The organism is Mycolicibacterium chlorophenolicum (genome assembly GCF_001044235.1).
Taxonomy (GTDB): Bacteria; Actinomycetota; Actinomycetes; order Mycobacteriales; family Mycobacteriaceae; genus Mycobacterium; species Mycobacterium chlorophenolicum.
Window position 1 is genome coordinate 1 of the sequence record NZ_JYNL01000003.1, and the last position, 21,430, is coordinate 21,430.

12 protein-coding genes are annotated in these 21,430 nt (G+C 63.4%); 5 read left to right on the forward strand and 7 right to left on the reverse strand.

Annotated elements, in window-relative coordinates; genetic code table 11:
• Positions 1-819 (forward strand): aldehyde dehydrogenase family protein (locus MCHLDSM_RS01345; protein ID WP_048468540.1); only part of this gene is annotated, 819 nt, incomplete at its 5' end.
• 436 nt (positions 820-1,255) lie between these two features.
• Here MCHLDSM_RS01345 and MCHLDSM_RS01350 read toward each other — a convergent pair.
• Both MCHLDSM_RS01350 and MCHLDSM_RS01355 read right to left on the reverse strand, forming a co-directional pair.
• Complete coding sequence (locus tag MCHLDSM_RS01350) at positions 1,256-1,807, reverse strand: VOC family protein (protein WP_201780347.1); 552 nt, start codon at positions 1,805-1,807, stop codon at positions 1,256-1,258.
• Positions 1,797-2,780 (reverse strand): MBL fold metallo-hydrolase, encoded by a 984-nt coding sequence (locus tag MCHLDSM_RS01355; RefSeq protein ID WP_048468542.1) that lies wholly within the window; start codon positions 2,778-2,780, stop codon positions 1,797-1,799. Before MCHLDSM_RS01355 ends, MCHLDSM_RS01350 begins: the two co-directional genes overlap by 11 nt.
• Before the next feature lie 495 nt (positions 2,781-3,275).
• On the opposite strand from MCHLDSM_RS01355, the gene MCHLDSM_RS01360 reads away from it, so the two are divergent.
• Positions 3,276-3,761 (forward strand): DUF4345 domain-containing protein, encoded by a 486-nt coding sequence (locus MCHLDSM_RS01360; RefSeq protein WP_048468543.1) that lies wholly within the window; start codon positions 3,276-3,278, stop codon positions 3,759-3,761.
• 204 nt (positions 3,762-3,965) lie between these two features.
• Here MCHLDSM_RS01360 and MCHLDSM_RS01365 read toward each other — a convergent pair whose 3' ends face one another.
• The 3 genes from MCHLDSM_RS01365 to MCHLDSM_RS01375 all read right to left on the reverse strand — a co-directional run bounded on the left by MCHLDSM_RS01365 (position 3,966) and on the right by MCHLDSM_RS01375 (position 10,720).
• Complete coding sequence (locus tag MCHLDSM_RS01365) at positions 3,966-5,699, reverse strand: FAD-dependent monooxygenase (protein WP_048468544.1); 1,734 nt, start codon at positions 5,697-5,699, stop codon at positions 3,966-3,968.
• 162 nt (positions 5,700-5,861) lie between these two features.
• Positions 5,862-8,933, reverse strand: coding sequence for an AfsR/SARP family transcriptional regulator (locus MCHLDSM_RS01370; protein WP_082168651.1), 3,072 nt, complete (start codon positions 8,931-8,933; stop codon positions 5,862-5,864).
• A gap of 440 nt (positions 8,934-9,373) precedes the next feature.
• Entirely contained in the window at positions 9,374-10,720 is a 1,347-nt protein-coding gene (locus MCHLDSM_RS01375) for an aminomethyltransferase family protein (protein WP_048468545.1), read from the reverse strand.
• 459 nt (positions 10,721-11,179) lie between these two features.
• Between MCHLDSM_RS01375 and MCHLDSM_RS01380 the strand changes: the two genes are divergently transcribed.
• The 3 genes from MCHLDSM_RS01380 (at position 11,180) to MCHLDSM_RS01390 (ending at position 17,305) form a co-directional block, all read left to right on the forward strand.
• Complete coding sequence (locus MCHLDSM_RS01380; protein WP_048468546.1) at positions 11,180-11,980, forward strand: SDR family NAD(P)-dependent oxidoreductase; 801 nt, start codon at positions 11,180-11,182, stop codon at positions 11,978-11,980.
• Positions 11,981-12,664: 684 nt separating this feature from the next.
• Positions 12,665-13,840, forward strand: coding sequence for an NAD(P)-dependent malic enzyme (locus tag MCHLDSM_RS01385; protein WP_048468547.1), 1,176 nt, complete (start codon positions 12,665-12,667; stop codon positions 13,838-13,840).
• Positions 13,841-13,924: 84 nt separating this feature from the next.
• Positions 13,925-17,305: a pyruvate carboxylase gene (locus MCHLDSM_RS01390; RefSeq protein ID WP_048468548.1), complete on the forward strand. Its 3,381-nt coding sequence runs from the start codon at positions 13,925-13,927 to the stop codon at positions 17,303-17,305.
• A 476-nt stretch (positions 17,306-17,781) separates the two neighbouring features.
• Here the strand turns inward: MCHLDSM_RS01390 and MCHLDSM_RS01395 are convergent, their stop codons facing one another.
• Together MCHLDSM_RS01395 and MCHLDSM_RS01400 are read right to left on the reverse strand one after the other, a co-directional pair.
• Positions 17,782-19,095 carry a 2-oxo acid dehydrogenase subunit E2 gene (locus MCHLDSM_RS01395; RefSeq protein ID WP_048468577.1) on the reverse strand — a complete coding sequence of 438 codons (1,314 nt, stop codon included), beginning with the start codon at positions 19,093-19,095 and terminating at the stop codon, positions 17,782-17,784.
• Positions 19,096-19,114: 19 nt separating this feature from the next.
• Positions 19,115-21,292, reverse strand: a complete 2,178-nt coding sequence (locus MCHLDSM_RS01400; protein WP_048468549.1) for an alpha-ketoacid dehydrogenase subunit alpha/beta — start codon at positions 21,290-21,292, stop codon at positions 19,115-19,117.
• Positions 21,293-21,430: the final 138 nt, after the last annotated feature.

Consider the following 21,430-nt stretch of genomic DNA (forward strand, 5'->3'; position numbering starts at 1 on the left):
CGCCGTTCGGATGCCCTGGCCTCGCGACTGCTGGACGACCCGCGGGTCCGCAAGGTGTCATTCACCGGCTCGACAGAAGTCGGTCGCAGCCTGTTGGCGCACGCTGCGCGCACCATCGTGAACTCCGGGATGGAGCTCGGCGGCAACGCCCCGTTTGTGGTCTTCGGTGACGCTGACCTCGATGCGGCGGTCTCTGGAGCCATGGTCGCCAAGCTGCGCAACGGGGGGTCGGCGTGCACCGCGGCGAATCGGTTCATCGTGCACGCCTCGATCGCCGAGGACTTCGCCGGGCGCCTGGCCGAGGCGATGAGCCGGCTCACCGTCGGGCCAGGCTTGGAGCCCGGGACCGATATCGGTCCGCTTGTCAATGCCAAGACTCGTGACAAAGTATCGGGGTTGGTCAGCGGCGCCCTAGATAGCGGGGCCAAAGCTCTCGTCGGCGCCGCGGCCCCCAACCGCCGTGGCTTCTACTACATGCCCACGGTGCTGAATGCGGTGCCCGCGGATGCCGCGATCCTCGGTGAGGAAATCTTCGGCCCTGTCGCGCCGATCACCACGTTCGAACATATCGATGATGCTGTGGCGTTAGCCAATGCGACCGAGTACGGGTTGGTGTCCTACGTGTACACCACTGACCTTCGCACCGGTCTTCGTGTCGGCGAACAGCTCGACTCGGGGATGGTCGGCATCAATCGACCGGTGGTATCGGATCCCGCTGCTCCGTTCGGGGGCACGAAGCAGTCCGGGCTCGGCCGCGAAGGCGGCCACGAGGGGATGCTCGAGTACACCGAAACGCAGTATCTGGCCGTCGACTGGTAGCCGGTCGCCGCGGCCCACCGCGGCGGGACGAGTGATCGGCTCGTCTTCCGCGTAAACGACTGTGCAGCGGAGTTGCGTGACGGTAGGACTGCGCGCGTTGATCTGGTGCTGGTCGGTCGCCCGTGGATGCACTGAATTATTCTATGGCCGCGGGTTTCACTGGCCTCACGGATTAGCCTACGTCCTGCAAGTAGAGCGGTGCTGCGGTGATATGTGGCGCAGCATTTACCAACCAAACATCGTGGCGAACCTGCGCGGCGACCTGCGGCTTGCCAGCCGCCTTCCAGGGATTCGGTGTGCGCTCACGCAGGAGAGACCGGCCGCACAGGTTCCTTACCGACGTTCGTGGGGCTTAAAGCTTGACGTCGACACCGCCGGGCAGCGGTAGCATGCAGCACCAACCGCACACTCGCGCTTGGTAATTGGTGATGCGTCTCTAGTCGAAGGCCTCGGGGTTGCGCAGGTATGCCTTGCCGTTCGGGTAGGAGACAAGTTCACAGTTCAGGCCCCAGGGGGTGACGAAATACACCCAGCGCTGGCCTTCGTGCGGACCGCGACTCGGCGTTGGATCACCGAGCACACGTACGCCGCGGCGGCGCAACTCGGCAGCCGCTGCGTCGATGTCATCGACGTAGAAGGCCAGATGATGACCACCTATATCGCTGTTGAGAGGCACATCGCGCCGCTGGTTGGGTGCTTGGTACTCGAAGACTTCGAGCATGGCCTGCTCTCCGACACGAAAGAAATAGATCCGCGGGGCGATCGCGTCGTCGTCGATGTTGAGATGTTCGCTCATCCAGGTGCCCTCGCCACGCAGCGGACCGAGTCGGTAGAGGTATTCAAATCCCAACACATCTTCGAAGAATGCGCGTGCCTGGTCGAGATCGGGGACGGTGATACCGATGTGGTCGAGTCGGGCGATTGCGAGCGAGGGCATGGCGGCCTCCGATGGTCGAGGGGAATGGGTGTTGTGCGGGTCAGTGCTCATGGTCGGTGCAGCCCTCAGTCGGCGGGAAGAACACGACCGATGGTTTGGCATTCTCGTCAAGGCGCAGGCTGTGGTACATCGTCAGCGTGTGGTTTACGGCCAACGTTTCAACGCCGCCAAGTCGGCCAAGCCACTTGTCTAGGACGGGCTTGGCGGCTTGGGCTGCAGACGATTCATACATTGTCTTGAAGTACCAGTAGATGTGCTCGATCCCGACTTCCTGCCGCGCCAGTTCGCGTTTCTCGCCGGTGATCTCGAGTGCGTGTAGGGCGGCGTCGCGGATGTCCTTCATGTACTCGCGCTGAACGAGAACGTCCTCCCGCGTGCCGAGTCGAGTCAGGTGCCCGGTGATCATGGTCTGGAAGTCGAATTCGAGCGCGTAGTCGTGGTATGCCATGAAACCGGGGATGTGTTTGGACTGGGCGATGTTCGTGAACGGGACCCAGCCGGGATAGATAACGTCGACCAGCATCAAAACCTTCTGCTGGGGTAGGTAGATGAAGCTGTTTCCCGGCGCATGGTTATTGCCGCGGTAGTGCATCTCGATGATCTGACCGCCGAGGTCAAGACGATAGGTGTCCTTGAAGGTGATGTCTGGTGGTCGCCGGCCAGGGTCTGCGATTTCGCTCAGCAGTGTGTGGGTCTCCTGCTGAGCGATTCGAAGTGCTTCGTCGGGGAACTGATCCACCGCACCGATGTGATCGCCGTGGTAATGGGAGTAGATCACGTGGGTGATTGGCTTGTCCGTCACGTCGCGGATGGCTCGGGTCACTCGATCTTCCAGCGATGGTGGCGCATCAATTGCGATTACCCCGTCCTCGCAGACGATGAAGGCGCATTGGTAACCGCCGTCGGTGATCCAGTAGACGCCGCCGGCCACTTCCTCGACCAGATAGCCTGATGGCGGCACGGCTGGCCCTTTGGCCACCTCCGGGATAACGGGAACCTCGAATCCGCCAGTGTTGCTTGTCATTTGTGTCCTTAAGCGCGCCGCTGGGGAACCGATGACTACCCGCATCCGATCTGGTTCAGCGGCGGAGCGCTGCACCGGAGGAAATGACGAGCTGTCAAGTCGGATGGGCCTGAAGGTGAACTGATTCTTCGGACGTCCAGCGACGCACTGTGTTATCTGCAGGTGATAGTGGGCTGAGATGTGCACAGTGTGGCGCAGGTGCGTTAATCGAATCGAAATCGGTCATCTCGAGACATTGGACGTGCCCGCCTACGGCTGGTAGGACACCTGTTTTCGGCGGCGAAGTCGTGTGACCAACCTGTGGACCGCGGCAGACGGCGCGACGCCGAGGTCACGCATCGCGCCGCCACATAGCGCTGATAGAGCGCCGGCACCTCGTCGCCGCAGTCGCTGCGGTCTGTCACGTACAGCGAGGGACAGGTAACGAATAGACGAAGACGCTGAGCGGATCTCCAAAGTATCGACTACGCACCGTCGTAGTGCTTGACTGGGTTCATGAGGACGAACCTGCCCGACGGTGATGGTGGACGTCGAAAGCTGCAGATGATTCTCGGGGCGCTGGCGGTGATACCGTTCCTGTCCGGGTTAGCCGGGCTGCTTGCCGGTCCGAAGGCCCTGCCGGGAGTGGCCGCGTCGGATGCCACCGTCGACAGTGAGTACCGGTTTGTCAGTGCGTTCTGGCTGGCGTCAGCACCAGTGATCTGGTCAGGACTTCCGCGCATCGAACATCGCACAGGACTTTTCCGCTTCGTGACGGCCGTTATCTTCCTGGGCGGCCTGGGACGCCTGCTCTCGTGGTGGCAGAGCGGTCGGCCACATCCGGTATTCCTTGCCGCGACCATACTGGAGCTGGTCGGCATTCCCGCGCTGGCGATGTGGCAATCCCACGTTGCGCGGCGCAGCGCCCAGTCGGCGCTGAGATCTCCGGTCAGCGGACGCGGCAGTCGGGGCAAGCGGTCCCACTGCGTCGACGGCGCGTAGAAACGGCGGCTGCCCATCCGTCGCGGAGAACTTCTTACCAGCGTGATCGCGGCGGTCTACAGGTCGGTGACATTCGCCACGGCTTCGCGTATTGACCGGCTGCACAGAGACTTTGGTCCATAGTCCGGCGGCGGCGTGATCGCCGAGATGAATGTCATGTCCGAGACAGCAGCCGATCGAGACGTGCGCGGGGCTTCATCGCCGTCACGAGAGGGCTGCTGTCGCCCCTTCGTGAACTTGGTCCTCGCACCCGGTGATCTTCAGTAGGACCGCGGTGGGGTCGCTGTCGGCTGAACCGCGCCAGGCCACGTGCTGATCGGGTCGCACGACGGTGAGCGGGTGGTCGTAGCGGATCGCGGCGATCGGGTCGGTGAGCTCGATCGGGGTCAGCGGTATGCCGATGCGGTTGGCTTGGGCGACGAATCCCATCGCCGCCGTGGCGTCGCCCGGGTGGTAGAGGATGCTGAACCCGATTCCCATCGCGTCATAGAGCGACACCTGCGCGGACAGCCACGCGTGCGGCGCCCGGTGTCCGGGATGGCTAGACGGGCTGTAGACGGTGGCCGACCACGGCGTGACGGGTGCGGGATCTTCGGCGATGACCTCACTGTGGTAGCGCTGGTCGAGGGTTATGCCCTCACTATCGAACTGCGCCCTGACACCTCTCCACAGTGCATCGCCCCACGCCCGGCGGCGGCTTTCCGCCTCGTGGCCGTCGGCCTCGAGGACCTCGGCATCGATGGTGCTGAGCACTGTCTCATAGGTCTCAATCCACCGATCCACGTTGCTGGAGGCCTCCACGGCGTTGGTGACCGCGATCGGCCGCCGCTCGGCTTCGTAGCTGTCGAGCAGTGCGTCGCCACCCCAGCCCATCAGCGTCGCGGCCAGCTTCCACCCTAGGTTGAGCGCGTCGGCCATACCGGCGTTCATATTGTGGCCACCCCACGGTGCGCAGAGGTGTGCGGCATCCCCGGCGAGGAACAAGCGGCCCACTCGATAGCGATCGGCGATACGCTCGTGAATTTTGTAGACCCCCTTGTAGGTCAGGGTGAAGGGGATGTCCGGCCCGACGATGCGTTGCACGATCGCGTCGACGTCCACCGTGTCGAGATCGAGGTCGACGGGGTAGCCGGCGACGTGCGCGCACCAGCTTTTCTCGTCGATCGGTACTGCGAGTGCGTTGCCGTCCGGGTGGTACAGGGCGTTGAACGCGCCTGGCGTGATGCGCGAGTGCGTGAACACCTCGGGGGACTCCCAGTGCAGGAGCAGGTGCGCGGCGACACCGCCGCGCCCGGATCGGCTGATTCCTGCCGAGACGCGCACCGTGCTCTGCGCTCCGTCACAGCCCACGAGGTAGTCACTGCCTATGACCTGGCGGGTCCCCGTCGTGACCTGCTCGACTTCGGCGATGCATCCGTTCTCGTCCTGGTCGAGGGACACCAGCCGCCATCCCAATGCGACGGTGGCCCCGAGTTCGACCGCCCGGTCCCGCAGCACCTTCGTCGTGGTGGGCTGCATCACCAGCTGCGCGCTCTCCGCGACCCGGTCGCTGTCGTCGGCCCCCCGGAATGAGAGGCCCTGACGAAATGCGCCGTACTCGCGGCCGGTCAACGAGGTAGCGAGGACGACCTGTTTCTGCCAGGCCGGGGGTGTGGTGGCCGCTTGGCGCAGCGTGGTGGCAATCCCCCATCGACGAAACTGCTCAAGCGCGCGCGGGTTGAGCAGCATCGCCTTGACCGGCACGGAAGGGACTTCGGTGTCTTGTTCCACCAGCAGGCTCGCAACGCCGTGCATGCCGAGTTCGACACCGAGCGCCAACCCGATGGGTCCAGCGCCGATGATCAGGACGGGAACGCGATCGGGAAGACCGTGGGCGTCGTTGCTTGAACGCGCGTCGTGCTTGGCCCGCTGGTGTCCGGGTGTCGTAGATGGCGTCATAGCATCCTCAATCGTGACCTGATCTCGACCATGACGGTGCGTTCTGCGCAGGTGATAGTGGGCTGAAATATGCTTAGTGTTGCGCTGGTGTGTTAATCGGATCGAAATCGGTGATCTCAAGACACTGGGCGCGTCGACGTCTGGCTCGGGCGTCACGTGTTTTCACCTGCGGAGTCGTGTTACCAACCTGTGGACCTCGGCAGACGGCGCGACTCCGAGGTCACGCATCGCGGCCATATAGCGCTGATAGAGCGCCAGGACGGTGTCGTCGCGGCCGCTTGCATGCGCCAACGAGATCGCTAGCTGCCAGGCCTGTTCGCGGTCGGGGCTTACGCGCAGAACTTCATCGACCATCAGTCGCGCCTCTCGGTACCGGCTGAGCCGAAACGCCAGCTTGGCCGCGTCAATGCGTCCGTCGGTGAGACGCGCACCGACCTCGAACCGCCGTTGCTCCACCCACGGACCGGAGAGGGCGGCAAGGTACTGTCCACGGTTTGCCCGGGTGAGCGCCTCGATCATAGTGCGCAGCCGGATTTCGTCGTCTTGGCGGTCGGCCTGGGTCAGCCCGTCGAGCACGATCTGCGAGGTTCCGCAGACGAGTTCTGGGTGCGGAAAGGCGAACCGATTGCCGTTCTGCTGCGGAGCAAGCTCGTCGGGCAGTACCGCGCGCAGCCGGTAGAGCGCCTGCCGCAAGTAGCTGCTATCCGCGGCGTCGTTGCGGCTGTCAAACAGTGCGCCCAGGAGTTCCTCACGGGTCACCTCGCGCCGCGCGGCAAGCAGATAGCTCATCAATTCGATGCTCTTGCTTAGCCGCGGGTTGGCGGGCATGCCGTCCAGGGTCAGGGTCGCTTCACCGAACTCTTCCAGAACCAGTCGCGGAGCGCGTGCGGAGAGTTGGACTTGACTGTCGCCGGATAGCAGCGCCGTGAGCTCGTGCCAGCGTGACTGACGGTTGGGCGAGGCGTCGGCCGCGCGAACAGCCACTGCCGGAACGTCGGCCAGTGCGTTGAGCAGCAGATGCTGCGAACCGCGTGCCGAGGCTTCGCGTAGCGCCAGTTCGGCGGCTTCATCAGAGGCATCTTCTTTACCCAGTCGCCAATACGCTTCGGCTAGGTATGTTGCTACGGTCGCTAGCTCGAGTCTGCGATCGCCCAAGCGCATGCTCTCCACACACGCCTCGAGCTCGGTCAGTGCTTCGTCGTTGCGGTTGTCGAGTAGATGACACAGTCCACGCCACAGCTGGCAGAGTTCGCGGCTGAAAGCGTGGTTGTCGGCTCCCCCGGATTCAGCCTCCGCCAACGCCCGCCGTGCGGCCTCGGTGTCTTGGTGCAGCCGCAGTTGTAGCTTGGCCTCGTTGAGATAGCCGAAGATCCGGTAGACACGGGAACCCGTACCGGCGATGAGTTGGTGGCCCCGGTTCTGGGCCGTCCATGCCTCGTCGCGCCGCCCAAGGTCGATCATCAGGTCGACGGCGTCGAAGGCGTGCAGCCATGGCGGCTGCCATCCGCTACGGAGGACCTCGTAGATCTGCATCGCTTCGTGGATACGTCCAGTCGCACGCAATCCAGCAATCACCCACGGGACGCCTAGCGAACCTGGCCCGGAGTTTGGCCCTGTGGGTCTATCGAGTTCGCGCAGCCGGCCACGGAAGTAGCCGATACGCATCAGCAGCGCGTCTATCGTGTCAGACGGTGTGGAGGAGAACTCCGGAAACGGTGGTGCCCCACCCTCAGAAAGGGCCAGCAAGTTTTCGGCCGCGTCGCGTGCGCGTCCGGTTGGCAGACGGTCAGCGAGCACCCGTGCCTCAGTGAGCCGCCCGTCGTGCCAGCGGCACCAGGCAGCCAGTAACAGTGCTTCCTCGAAATAGGGCGAGTCCGGACCGGGTAGCCAGTCGTGTCCAAACCGTTCCAGAAGTCGGTTGCCGCGGCCGCTTTGCTCCATGGCGAATGAGCCGCGCAAGACGATCATGCCGACCTCTGGTGTCGGCGTTTTCTCGATTGCCACGAGGTCGTCGAGCCACCGTGTCGCCGAGGTGAAATCCATCCGCGCGACCATGTTGGGAAGGGCAAGCGCGGCTTGGCGCCAAGCGCGTTCGGTCTCACCCAGGCTCAACAGTGTGTCGACTGCCTCCACGGGATGACCGTTTTGGGCCAGCACCTCGGCGTAGTTGCTGCGCAAACGCCGTATCGTCTCGGCGTCCTCGGAGCCTGCAAGCCGTGCGGCAAGCCATTCGCGGAACAGCGGATACAGAATCAGTCGCTTCCGATCCGCTGACCAGGTGGCGGGAAGTCGTGTGGTAGTCAGTTGGACCATCAGCTGTGCTGCGTCGGGCTCCTCGAGCGCTATTGCAAACTCGACCGTTACTTCAGCTAGGAGGCTGGTGCGGGTCAGGAAGCTACGCGCGGACTGTGATAGCGGGGCTAGTACTTTGGCTGTCAAGCGGTCCGCCGTGCGGTTGCCAGCATTGTCGAGGCTGCGCCGCTGGGCGACTGCGAAGCGCGTGCCCGCCAGCCAGCCGTGGGTTTGGGCGAGCAGATCGGCGATCTCCTGGTCCGGTATGCCGAGTCCACCGAGCGCCTGTCCTGCCTCGTCGACATTGAGGTTCAAAATGTCATGGTCAATTTCCCCAACTGAGGTGTCCGGGTCGGCGGGGTCGATCTCCAGAACCACCTCGCTGTCGGAGATGAGCAGCATCCCGATGCCGGCGGGCAGGTATCTTGCTAGCGCTGAGAGGATGGCGAGAGCGTCGGTGTCAGCGGTTACTTTCTCGACGTTGTCGCAGACCAGCAGCAGTCCGCTGCCGGCCCAACTCTCGGCCAGCAGGCCGGCTGCCTCCACTGGCGGGATACCGTTGGCTAGCGCCTGGGATGCCGCCGGTGGGATGTGCGGCAGATGACAGGCTGCGGCGGACTCCAGGTATTTCAGCAGTCGTCCGGGCGCGGTCTCCGTGCCGTCCAGGGATAGCCAGGCCACAACGCGGTCAAGGGTGCGGACGGCCATTGCGACGCCCGTGGTTTTGCCGCTTCCTGCAGCAGCACACACCGTTACGACTCGATGGTCCTTCAGCAGATCAGTAATGCGCCGGTTGAGCCGATCACGGGTGAACATCTCGCCGCTGATCGCCGGGGGTGCGAGTTTGCGTTGGATCACCGGCTGCTGTTGGGCAGCCGAAACCGCACCGCACTCGTTTACCACTGCGCCAGCCTCATTCGGGTGACCAGCATATCGCCGCATCAGGATCACGCTGTGTGGTTTGGTCGATGATCTGCTTCGCTCAAAGGTGCTGCGTACGTATGACTTACTTGAGCCCACTCGCGGCGACCAGCTGAACTCCGGGCGTGCTCCATGGGTGGTTAACGCATTACGGCCATGGTGCATCGCTGTGCACACAGACAGCGACCAGCAGCGTATCGGACCGGGACCGCGACTACGCGATATCACCCCCCGCGGTGGACATCGCTAGTCAGCTGGCCCGGCAAAGACGCGGCAGGAGCTGCCATCGCTCAGCGGTTGCCCAGAGCCCAGACATAGCCGGCAAGCGCCTCGTTCCTGTCCAGCATCGAAGCGGTTTAGCCGCGGTGGCCCCGGGGCGCCGGCGGCCTCCTGAGGTCGCGTAAGTCACCGTTGTTCGTGCAACAAAAGTTGTCGATCCCGACAAAGCGGGATCGGATAACTCATACCAGCGGGTGGGTGCACACGTTGGCGCGGACAGCTCGCTGGATATGGCGTTCGACCGTGGGCTTGGCGGTGCCGCCCTTCTCCTCCCCTACCAGTACGGTCACTTCACGCCCGTCGATGGCCTCTGTCTGGTCGATCATGGCATGCGAGGACCAGCCGCCGACGTTGACCGTAAAGCCCGCGCTGGCCGAGACGCCGATGAACTGACCGTCGGCCACTACTTGGTCGTAGGAGTTGGTCCCGTAGTTCGACACCGGCATTTCCAGATATTTGGTGGGTGGACCGGCGCCGAAGAGGCTATCGGCGATGAGCTCGGCCACGTCGCGGTCATTCCACCGGAGCCAGACTTTTTGACGGTGCGGCCCGGGCGCCATCTCTTCCAGCGCTGCGCGCCCGATGAAGTCGTGGTCGAATCTGATGAGATGTCCGTAGCCCAGATCCCATGGGGTGACGTAATAGTCTTCGATGTGGTCGGACGCGAAGCTGCCCCCTATCGATGCATTGGCCTCGAAACCGTTGCCCGGCAGCCATTCCCGGAATGGCCTCATGTCGTCTCCGGAGTAGATCGCGGGAACGGGAGCAGCGATCCAGCCCGATTCGATGGCTGTGGAGGTGTAGGCGCGTGCTCCGCCTAGCCGAAGCCCGAATTCGTGGCCCGCCTCCAGCAGTGCCTCCCAAACCTGTTGTCCACCCTCGGAGGGTCCGACGAGCTCGAGGCCGGTGAATTCCTGTCCAGGAATTCCTGCCATCGTGTGGTTGAGCGCCCTGATGGGAAACCCGCTGATCTCGAACTCGCCCATGTTGAAAAATTTGATTCTCGGCAACGGCCCGCCCACAGCTTTTTCGACGATGCTGTGCGTCGCTGGGCCGTTGATCTGGTAGCGGAAGGTGAGACGCCGGCCGAGATTGGCTGCGGATCGTTCGTCTCGGGTAACTGTCACTCGGTAGTCACCTACCTCGGCCTGAAAGGCAGCCCAGTTGGGGCCGACTGGACGGGCGACGAGGCTGAATTCGTCGTCTTCGAACGCGAACAGGATCGCGTCGCCCACGAAGTAGCCGTCGTAGTTACACATGATGAGTTGCTTGGCTTTGTTTCGGCCGAAGTTGGTGAAGCCGTTGACCCCAATGTCGGACATCAGCCGTAGTGCGTCGGGGCCACGGAAGTAGATGTCGGTCATGTGCAGCGATTGATCGAACATGACTGCCGTCTCCTTCCAGGCTCGCTGTTCATCGCGCCAGTTCGTGTACTCCGGCTGCATGGGGAACACGTAGGGGCCCTGCGGCGCGTTGCGCAGCATTGTGACGACATTTCCGGCAGCGCGGATCTTTTCGTCGAGGTTCATTTCGCTTAGTACTCACTTCCTGAGGACGACGGTGGACGGTAGGGATATTCGGGTCGGCAGTCAGAGTTGGGAGCCAGCTTGGCGCCGGACCGGCAGGGTGTGGAACGGTCTGGACCACAACTTCCCCGTCGAAGGCGGGCAAGTTGTGCAGTGTCGCCGTGCAGTGGCCATGACGATGAACGACGACCTCGCCACCCCAGGTCGAGTTCGAGTTCCGCCTAACAGTGGGTTTTCCTCACACGACAAGGGAGCGGTCTGGTCGCCCGCCGGTTGCGAATGTACTGCCGCTGGTTGTGCCGGCACGGTGGAAGTGTCATGCGATCTCGTTAGAAGCCCGTTAGTGGGGTTGGCGTGCAGTTATGGACGTGTTAACCACCATTGCAAACGGCGTGGGCTGATTTGCACACTGAGGGTCAGAACGGCCACCGCGCCGGTCATTTCAGTGAATGGAGATTAGCTTTGACGCTTGGGATTCGACTGGACGGGCGGGTCGCACTTATCACCGGTGGCGGTAGCGGCCTAGGCTTAGCGATCGCCGAGGCGCTGCACGCCCAAGGCGCGGCAGTGGCACTTTTGGGCCGAAGCGAGAGCAAGCTGAAGCTGGCCGCCGAGCAGATTTCCGCCCTCGGCGAGCGTGTACTTGTCGTGCCGGCTGACGTGACCGACGATGCTGCTGTTACCGCAGCGATCAGCAAGGTGCTGGATTGGGGGGGCCGGCTGGATATCCTCGTCAACAGCGCAGCACCATTGTTGGTCAGTAGTCCGTTAAGTGATGTGGATGAGTCGGCGCTAACGGACGCGATGGCCGGCAAGACGACTGGCTATCTGCGAGTCTCCCGGGCGGCGCTACCGCATCTGCAAGAGGGCACGGGGCGCATCATCAACATCGCTGGGATGGCGGCCCACGTGATCGTCCCCGGCATCGGCATCGCAGCTGCCGTCAACGCCGCGGTAGTGGCTATGACCAGCTACCTCGGAGCCGAGGCTGCAGCAAAAGGTGTGCTCGTCAATGCGATATCTCCCGGTATGACGTTGACACAGGTGTGGAAGGATCGCCACGCGGCCACCGCTGAAGCGACCGGCAGTACTGCCGAGGCGGTACGCGACGGCATGGTGGAGAAGCTCGGCATTCGCCTTGGCCGATGGGGGCAGCCTGAGGAGATCGCCGCTGCGGCAGTCTTTCTCGCCTCCGACCTGTCGTCATACGTAACCGGGCAGGTGCTTCAAGTAGACGGCGGTCTTGGCAAATCGGTTATCTGAGACCAGCGGCTCGCCACGTCGTCCGTAGCTGGAATAGACAAGCAGCCAACAGTATCCGTCTGACCGGCGCTGCTGTTCGACATGCATCAACGACTGCCGGCGCGGGGCGCTGAAGTATCCGCGTTTGTCGCGGTCGGCGAGGATCTGTGAATCGGAACTGGCCAACGGTAGAGCCGCGCGTGATTCATCCGTGGGACAGCATGTCTTTTCGGGTTGTGTTCGGGATGCTTGCTGGCCCTCATCGTCACTGCGACGGCTAGGGCCAGTCAGCTTTCCTGGCCGATGGCAACGATAGCGACACCGAACGTTCCGCTGTGCGCCGGCATGGTCGTCGAACGATGCCGCGTAGGTCAGCTGCCGTGCCGACTTGAACATCTGAACACGCAACCAGGACGCGCTGCCGGGTGTGTCCACTGCAGTAGAGGATCTCCTTGTCGTAGCAGCAGTTTCGCGACGCGATGTCGGGGTTGCCAAGATACCGGGGCGATAGTGAGCGTACGGACGTTCAAGTGACCTCTCGATCTGAACGAGGGCGTTGGGTGGCACGTGCTGCGGGCAGACCCGGTGCGTTCGATCGGACCAGCTGCATTCGTCGCATCTGCGACCATATTTGTTGCTCTTATATCGGGTGAAATATCGCACATGTCTTGCTTTTTGCGACTAGAGCGCCGCTAAGATCCCTCAATGAGCTTCGACGAACTGGTACGCACACCGCAGGTCTCCATCGACGACGCGGACATCTTCGAAGCCCACGAGGGCGGGAAACTCTCCATCGAGCTGAAGGCGCCGTTAGACACACAACGGGCGCTTTCCATCGCCTACACGCCCGGTGTGGCTCAAGTCAGCCGGGCTATCGCGACCGATCACACACTGGCGAAGAAGTACACCTGGGCGAACCGATTGGTCGCGGTGATCAGCGACGGCACTGCCGTACTTGGCCTCGGCGACATCGGGGCTTCGGCGTCGCTACCTGTCATGGAAGGCAAGAGCGCGCTGTTCAAGACCTTCGGCGGGCTGGACTCCATCCCTATTGTGTTGGATACCAAGGATCCCGACGAAATCGTCGAGACAATCGTGCGGCTACGTCCGACGTTTGGCGCGGTCAACCTGGAGGACATCTCGGCGCCGCGTTGTTTCGAGATCGAGCGGCGCGTCATCGAGGCATTGGACTGCCCGGTGATGCACGATGATCAGCACGGAACCGCCATCGTTGTGCTTGCTGCTCTGCTGGGGGCCACCAAGGTGCTCGACCGCGACATGCACACGTTGCGTGTCGTTATCTCCGGCGCTGGGGCCGCGGGCATCGCGTGCGCGAACATCCTGTTGGCCAAGGGAATCAGCGACATCACCGTGCTGGACTCGCAAGGCATCCTGCACGCCGGTCGCCGGGACATGAATCCGTTCAAGGACGAGATGGCCACCAGAACCAACCCGCGGGGACTCACCGGTGGTCTCGCTGAGGCGCTCGATGGCGCGGACGTATTCATGGGGGTGTCGGCGGGTCTTGTCCCCGAGGAACTCATTGCGACGATGGCGCCGGGCGGCATCGTGTTCGCGATGTCCAATCCCGACCCCGAGATCCACCCCGACGCTGCACGCAAGTACGCCGCGGTGGTGGCAACGGGGCGTAGCGACTTCCCCAATCAGATCAACAACGTGCTGGCCTTCCCCGGCGTGTTTCGTGGGGCGCTGGACGCGGGCGCGCGCCGTATCACCGAAGCGATGAAGGTGGCTGCAGCTGAGGCGATCTTCTCGGTGGTCGGTGATGACCTCGCGGTCGACCACATCGTTCCCAGCGCTTTGGACCCGCGGGTCGGCCCCGCGGTGGCGGCCGCGGTGATCGCGGCATCGAAGAGCTGACCACGAGGATTCCTGGGCGATTCGGCCGTGACGGGTTTGGCCGGCGTCTCTCACGCAGTCAAGACGACGGAGAGAAAAGGTAGCGTGATTTCCAAAGTCTTGGTGGCCAATCGCGGGGAGATTGCGATCCGCGCGTTTCGCGCCGCATACGAGATGGGCTTGGCGACAGTCGCGGTCTATGCGTACGAGGACCGGAATTCGTCTCATCGGCTCAAGGCCGACGAGTCTTATCAGATTGGCGAGGTCGGCCGCCCTGTGCGCGCCTATCTGTCGGTCAACGAGGTCATCCGGGTGGCTCGGCACGCCGGCGCCGATGCCGTCTATCCTGGCTACGGCTTCCTCTCGGAGAATCCGGAACTTGCTGCGGCCTGCGCCGATGCGGGCATCACGTTCATCGGGCCCAGCGCGAACGTGCTCGAACTGACCGGTAACAAAGCGCGGGCCATCGCCGCGGCCCGGGAGGCGGGCCTTCCGGTACTGAGATCCTCGACGCCATCGGCATCGGTGGAGGAACTTCTCGGTGCAGCAGCGAACATGGCATTTCCGTTGTTCGTCAAGGCGGTGTCCGGTGGCGGTGGACGTGGGATGCGCCGCGTAATGCGGTCCGGGGACCTTCCCGAGGCGATCGAGGTCGCAAGCCGGGAGGCCGAATCGGCGTTCGGAGACCCGACGGTGTACCTCGAACAGGCGGTGCTGAACCCACGCCACATCGAGGTGCAGATCCTGGCCGACGGTCGGGGCAACATCATTCATCTGTTCGAGCGGGACTGCAGTGTCCAACGTCGTCACCAAAAGGTCGTCGAAATCGCGCCGGCGCCCAACCTGCCCAAGGAATTGCGAGCGAAGATCTGTGCCGATGCGGTCGCGTTCGCCCGACAGATCGACTACACGGGCGCGGGCACCGTCGAGTTCTTACTCGACGAACGCAGTCACCATGTTTTCATCGAGATGAATCCGCGCATCCAGGTCGAGCACACGGTGACCGAAGAGATCACCGACGTCGATCTGGTGGCCAGTCAGCTGCGTATCGCCGCGGGCGAGTCCCTGGCCGACCTCGGACTGAGCCAGGACTCGGTGCGATTGCGCGGTGCGGCCATGCAGTGCCGGATCACTACGGAGGATCCGGGCAACGGTTTCCGGCCCGACAGCGGTCGTATCACCGGCTACCGCTCGCCGGGCGGTGCCGGCATCCGGCTCGATGGCGGCACGAACCTCGGCGCCGAGATCGGGGCCCACTTCGACTCGATGCTCGTCAAGATGACTTGCCGTGGCCGGGATTTCACGACAGCGGTGGCGCGGGCCCGACGCGGGTTGGCGGAGTTCCGGATCCGCGGGATATCGACGAATATCCCGTTCCTGCAGGCCGTGGTCGACGATCCCGACTTCCGCGCCGGGCGGGTGACGACGTCGTTCATCGACGAGCGGCCACATCTGCTCACCGCGCACACCCCCGCCGATCGCGGCACCAAGATCTTGAACTACCTCGCCGAGGTCACCGTCAACTCTCCCTACGGCGATCGCGCCCGGGTATACCCGCAAGACAAGCTGCCCAATATTGACACTTCTATCGATCCGTCGGAGGGCTCCAAGCAGCTTCTAACGCAATTGGGACCGGAGGGGTTCGCACGCTGGCTTCGCGAGTCCGATGCCGTCGGTGTCACCGACACCACGTTCCGGGACGCACATCAGTCGCTGCTCGCGACTCGTGTGCGCAGCAGCAGCCTGTTGGCGGTCGCCCCTTACATCGCGAGGATGACCCCGGGACTGCTGTCGATCGAATGCTGGGGTGGGGCGACTTACGATGTCGCCCTACGGTTTCTGAAGGAAGACCCGTGGGAACGGCTGGCCGCGCTTCGGGAGTCGATTCCCAACATCTGCCTGCAAATGCTGTTGCGGGGCCGCAACACTGTCGGCTACACCCCGTATCCCGAAGTGGTCACCTCCGCGTTCGTCGACGAGGCCACCGCGACGGGGGTCGACATCTTCCGGATCTTCGACGCGCTCAACAGCGTCGAATCGATGCGGCCTGCCATCGATGCTGTTCGCGAGACCGGCTGTGCGGTAGCCGAAGTCGCCATGAGCTATACCGGCGATCTCTCCGATCCCGACGAGACGCTGTACACGTTGGACTATTACCTCAAACTCGCCGAACAGATCGTGGATGCCGGCGCGCACGTGCTGGCGATCAAGGACATGGCCGGGCTGCTGCGGGCACCCGCGGCCACCACGCTGGTGACCGCATTACGCCACCGATTCGACCTTCCGATTCACGTGCATACCCACGACACGCCCGGCGGCCAGTTGGCTACCTATGTGGCCGCCTGGCAAGCAGGCGCGAGCGCGGTCGACGGCGCAGCAGCACCGCTTGCGGGTACCACGAGTCAGCCTGCGTTGAGTTCGATTGTCGCTGCAGCGGCACATACCCGGTATGACACCGGACTTTCGCTACGTGCAGTGTGCGACATCGAGCCGTACTGGGAAGCGCTTCGAAAGGTGTACGCGCCTTTCGAAGCCGGTGGTCCAGCACCGACGGGCCGCGTCTACGAACATGAAATTCCTGGCGGCCAACTGTCGAACCTTCGTCAACAAGCGATGGCGCTTGGCTTCGGTGACCGCTTCGAGCAGATCGAGGCGAACTATGCTGCGGCCGACCGGATTCTCGGTCATTTGGTCAAGGTCACACCGTCGTCGAAGGTGGTCGGGGACCTCGCCCTCGCCTTGGTCGGCGCAGGCGTCACTGCCGATGAATTCGCGGCCGATCCAACACGATTCGACATCCCTGACTCCGTTGTTGGGTTCCTACGCGGTGAACTCGGCGATCCTCCCGGTGGTTGGCCAGAACCGCTGCGGACCAAGGCATTGGCGGGACGGACGCTAGCCAAGCCGATGGTTGCACTCACCGCAGAGGACGAAGCTCTACTGGCGGTGCCCGGGCTCAACCGCCAAGCCGCGCTCAACCGGCTGCTCTTTCCAGGACCGACAAGAGAGTTCGAAGCACATCGCGCAATCTACGGCGATACCTCGCGCCTATCGGCCAACCAGTTCTTCTACGGCCTGCGCCACGGCGACGAACACCGCATCCAGATCGATAAGGGTGTCGAACTGCTCATCGGGCTGGAAGCGATTTCCGAAGCAGACGAACGAGGCATGCGCACCGTGATGTGCATCATCAACGGCCAACTCCGGCCGGTGGTGGTACGTGATCTCAGCGTCGCCATAGACATCCCGGCTGCGGAGAAGGCCGACCGCGACAACCCCGACCATGTGGCCGCCCCGTTCGCCGGCGTGGTGACCGTGAACGTCGCCGTAGACGACGTCGTTGAGACCGGCGCGACCATCGCCACTATCGAGACCATGAAGATGGAAGCCGCCATCACCGCGCCAAAGGCCGGCACCGTGCGGCGAATCGCGGTGCTAGCGACCGCTCAAGTCGAAGGCAATGACCTACTAGTCGTCATCAACTGAGCAACACAGTCGACGACTCGTAGGTTCCACAGCGGCGATTGCTCGACGACGGCCCGGTCAGGGACGAGCGTCCAGCATCTCGCGATCACCTGTCCGCCAGCAGTGATCAGCAGTGTGTCACGGACAGGCAGGGGCAGCTCCCACCGCGCCCAGCGCGGCAGCCCGGGGCCTGTCGGGTCGCGGCGATTACCGCATCGGGCTTCGTCGCCCAAGACATCGACGAGGCGGTGATCGTGAGTCGCCGGTAGCCGAGTCGAGCTGGAGCCACTCACACAGTCGGCCTAAACCGCCCAGCCGGGTATTCCCCTTTGTCGTCATCCAATCTTGCAGTCAGTGCAATGCCCTCAAATTCTGCACCACGCAGCAATTCGTGTGTGGCCCTTGCGTTGAACGGGACGTAACTGCCGACGCGGACGGCCATGACGCCCCGGCCTGTGTGGGGCGGGGGCTCGGCGGCCGTAGCTGACGGCCGGCGGCTAAACGAGGATCTGCAACGGATTTTCGACGATGTTGACGAAAGCACGCATCCATTCGGCGGCGGTCGACCCGTCGATCGGTCGGTGATCCACCGACAACGTCACCCGCATGATCGTCGCGATCGAGAGTTCTCCGTTGTCGGCGACGGGTTCGCTGAGCGCGGCCCCGACTGCCAGGATCGCCGATTGTGGCGGGTTGATGATGGCGGAGAACTCTTCGGTGCCATACATTCCCAAGTTGGAAATGCAGAATGTGCCGCCCTCAATTTCTCGCTGGGCGAGTTTGCCGAGCCGGGCGCGCTCCGCCAAGTCATTGAGGTCTGCCGAAACCGCGGTGAGGCTTCGCCGCGCGACATCGTGTACCACAGGGGTGACCAGGCCGCGTTCAGAGGCCACGGCGACGGCGATATCCACTGCATCGAACTGCCGGATCGCGTGGTCGGTCCAAATCACGTTCATTGCGGGAATCAATGTATGGGCCCGGGCGGCCGCTTTGACCACCAGGTCGTTGACCGACACCTTGCGTGCGCCGGCCTTTTCCGCATCAGTATTCAGATCTTTGCGCAGTGCAAGCAGTTTGTCGACGCGACAGCTACCGCGCAGGTAGAAATGCGGGGCATTGCGTTTACTGTCGGTAAGCCGGGCCGCGATCGCAGAGCGGATACGTGTGTGCGGAATGTCTTTGTATCCGGCAAGGACGGTGTCAGCGCCAGCCGCGGTCGCTTCGATGGCATCCTCAGTCTGCTCGGTCGCCTCCGCCGTTGCCGGACTGCTGGGTGTTTGGGTGAGCAGTCCCTCGATGTCACGGCGCACGATCCGGCCGTTGGGTCCGGTTCCTGTCACCGCGGCGAGGTCGAGGTCGGCGTCGCGCGCTAAGCGGCGCACGAGCGGTGTGGCGAAGATCCGCCCGCCAGGCCGATGTTGGGTAGGTTGCGAGGCGGATTGGGCAGTTTCAGCCCGCACGTTCGTCGCGGGGCCATCGGTGTCGGATTGCGTTGTGCCGCTGGATTGCTGGGCCGATCCGTTGCTTGCGCTTGGCTCTGCACTAACTCCGAGGTCGCGCAGGGCGGCATCGACGTCGGCGACCGATTCGCCTGGTGAGCCGCTGAGCGCGATCGGCGCCCCGACCTCTACCTCGGTTCCCGGGTCGACGAGGAAATGCAAGATGACTCCGGCGTCCTCGGCCTCCATGTCGACCATCGCTTTGTCGGTCTCGACGGTGGCGATAGTGTCCGACTTCTTGAAGTCAACGCCCTCTTCGACTTGCCATTCGGAGAGGATGGCGGTTTCGGCGCCGGCTGCGATCGCGGGCATCCGCAGCAGTATGGGCACGTCAGGCCTCCAGCACTTGAGCGAGCTTGGCGGCGACCTCTTCGGTCTTGGCGATCGCGGCGCGTTCGAGCACCTTGCTGATGCTGGGCGATGCTTCTCCTCCGACCACACGTTCGATGGGGTGATCGAGCCAATCGAAATAGCGGCGTTGGATTTCGTCGGCCAGCCACCCGCCGTATGAGGTGCCGCGGGCCCCTTGTTCGGCGATGACCACCCGGTTGGTTTTCTTGATGCTCTCGCCGATGGTGTCCCAGTCGAGGCTGGCGCGGTCCAGCCACCGAAGGTCGATGACGTCGGCGTCGACACCACCGGCGTCGACGGCCTCCAAGCAGTAGTTGACCATCGCCAGATAGGAGATCACCGTGATCGCCGAACCAGACCGCCGCAGCGCGGCTTTACCCACCGGCAGTAGGTAATCCAGGTCCTCGACCGGCGCGTCTCCTGTGGAGGTGTAGAGGTCGACATGTTCCAGTACGACCACCGGGTCCTTGCACGTCAGAGCCGAATTCATGAGGCCGACATAGTCGAACGGTGTTGACGGGGCCACGATGCGCCAGCCGGCGGAGGTGGCGAAGATGCCGGCCGGGTCCATCGAGTGCTGAGAGCCGTACCCGGTTCCCATCGCGACCTTGCTGCGCAGCACTAGTGGCACGGGGTTGTCTCCACCGAACATGTGCCGTGCCTTGGCGATCTGGTTGAACAACTGGTCGGCGGCCACCCACATGAAGTCGGCGTACATGAATTCGACGATCGGTTTGTACCGTCCGTCTAGTGCAATCCCGCCGCCCAGGCCGGAGAACGCGTTCTCGCTGATGGGGGTGCCTAGTACTCGGTCGGGGAACTTGTCGCTGAGGCCTTTGGTCGCGCCGTTGGTGCCACCGTTGAGTCGGTGAATGTCTTCACCGAGGACGACGACTGAGGGGTCGGTTTCCATCCGGCGGTACAGCACCGCAGCGATGGTGTCGACGAATTTGCGTTGTTCGAGGGTGCCAGTGAAAGTGTCGGTATCGGTGAACTGCACATCGTCGAACTCGGAGAGATCGCCGCGCACGCCGATATCGACGAAGTCGGGGTCCGGCCATTCGTCAGGTTTGATGCGGCGCTGTCCGGGTTTGCCGCCGGGCAGCGGCTCGATGATCTGCGTGGCGACGTCGGTCATCGCAGCCTTCGCCCGGTCGGTGAACTGCTCCACCTGTTCGGCAGTGAGGATGTCGCGGCGGACGAGATGTGAACTGAGCTGGGTGATGGGATCGCGTTCGCGCCAGGACTTCTCTTCTTCTTTGGACCGGTATCCGAACGCGCTGCCGGGGAAGGGGCCGTTCTGATGAAAGTAGCGATACGTGTCGGCTTCGATCATGGTGGGACCGCGGCCGCTGCGCATGTGCTCGACCGCTTCGGTCATGGCCAAATGCACTGCGAGGGCGTCCATGCCGTCGACTTTCCAGCTGGGGATGTTGAAGCCGAGTCCGCGCGCCGACAACCGTGGCTCACCGGTGACCTCTTCGACCGTCGTAGCGACCGCGTAGCGGTTGTTTTCGATGAAGAAACAGACGGGTAGCTTCCACGCAGCGGCGAGATTGAACGACTCCAGCGTGGAGCCGATGTTGGCGGCGCCGTCGCCGAAGTAGGTAACCGTGACCGCGTCAGAGCCCGAGTAGCGGTCCGCCCACGCTTGACCGAGGGCCTGGGGCACCCCACCACCCACGATGGCGTTGGTTCCGATCGCACCGGCCTCACCCCACTGCAGATGCATCGATCCGCCGCGCCCTCGGCAGTATCCGCGCGAGAGCCCGCAGATCTCGGCCAGGCTGCGCAGCAGGACCGTGCGGACTTCGTCGGAGAGCTCGCTGGTCGGGTCGATGCCTTTGGGTGCGACGTGGCCAAGCGCCTTGGCCAGGAACTGGTGATGTCCGCGGTGGGATCCGTTGACGGAGTCCTCGCTAGTCAGCGCCAGCACCGAACCGACAGCGCCGCCTTCCTGGCCGATGCTCGAGTGGGCCGGTCCATGAACGAGGCCCTCGCCGGCAAGGCCGAGGACGAACTCCTCGAAAGCTCTGATGAGGGCGAGCTGGCTGAACATATTGATCAGCAGGTCGGGCTCGGCGGCGTCCCAATCTTCGGTGGTCGCCGATACCTGAACCCACGGCGAAGCGGGTTCCAGGGGGGTGTGGGTGCTCATAGCTGTCTCCGGGCTCGATCGGGGGTCCAGTCACACTCTAGAGACTGATTGGATCCAGAACAACCAGCCTCAGCGGGTTAATGCCGCGATACTGACATACTATGGCTACGAATGGCGCCAAGATAGGGAATGCAATGA

What these genes read in the sequence shown, in the direction of transcription:
- MCHLDSM_RS01350 (WP_201780347.1), bottom strand. Translation starts at nt 1,807, where the DNA reads ATGAGCACTGACCCGCACAACACCCATTCCCCTCGACCATCGGAGGCC.
- MCHLDSM_RS01355 (WP_048468542.1), bottom strand. Translation starts at nt 2,780, where the DNA reads ATGACAAGCAACACTGGCGGATTCGAGGTTCCCGTTATCCCGGAGGTG.
- MCHLDSM_RS01360 (WP_048468543.1), top strand. Translation starts at nt 3,276, where the DNA reads ATGAGGACGAACCTGCCCGACGGTGATGGTGGACGTCGAAAGCTGCAG.
- MCHLDSM_RS01365 (WP_048468544.1), bottom strand. Translation starts at nt 5,699, where the DNA reads ATGACGCCATCTACGACACCCGGACACCAGCGGGCCAAGCACGACGCG.
- MCHLDSM_RS01370 (WP_082168651.1), bottom strand. Translation starts at nt 8,933, where the DNA reads ATGCGGCGATATGCTGGTCACCCGAATGAGGCTGGCGCAGTGGTAAAC.
- MCHLDSM_RS01375 (WP_048468545.1), bottom strand. Translation starts at nt 10,720, where the DNA reads ATGAACCTCGACGAAAAGATCCGCGCTGCCGGAAATGTCGTCACAATG.
- MCHLDSM_RS01385 (WP_048468547.1), top strand. Translation starts at nt 12,665, where the DNA reads ATGAGCTTCGACGAACTGGTACGCACACCGCAGGTCTCCATCGACGAC.
- MCHLDSM_RS01395 (WP_048468577.1), bottom strand. Translation starts at nt 19,095, where the DNA reads ATGCCCGCGATCGCAGCCGGCGCCGAAACCGCCATCCTCTCCGAATGG.
- MCHLDSM_RS01400 (WP_048468549.1), bottom strand. Translation starts at nt 21,292, where the DNA reads ATGAGCACCCACACCCCCCTGGAACCCGCTTCGCCGTGGGTTCAGGTA.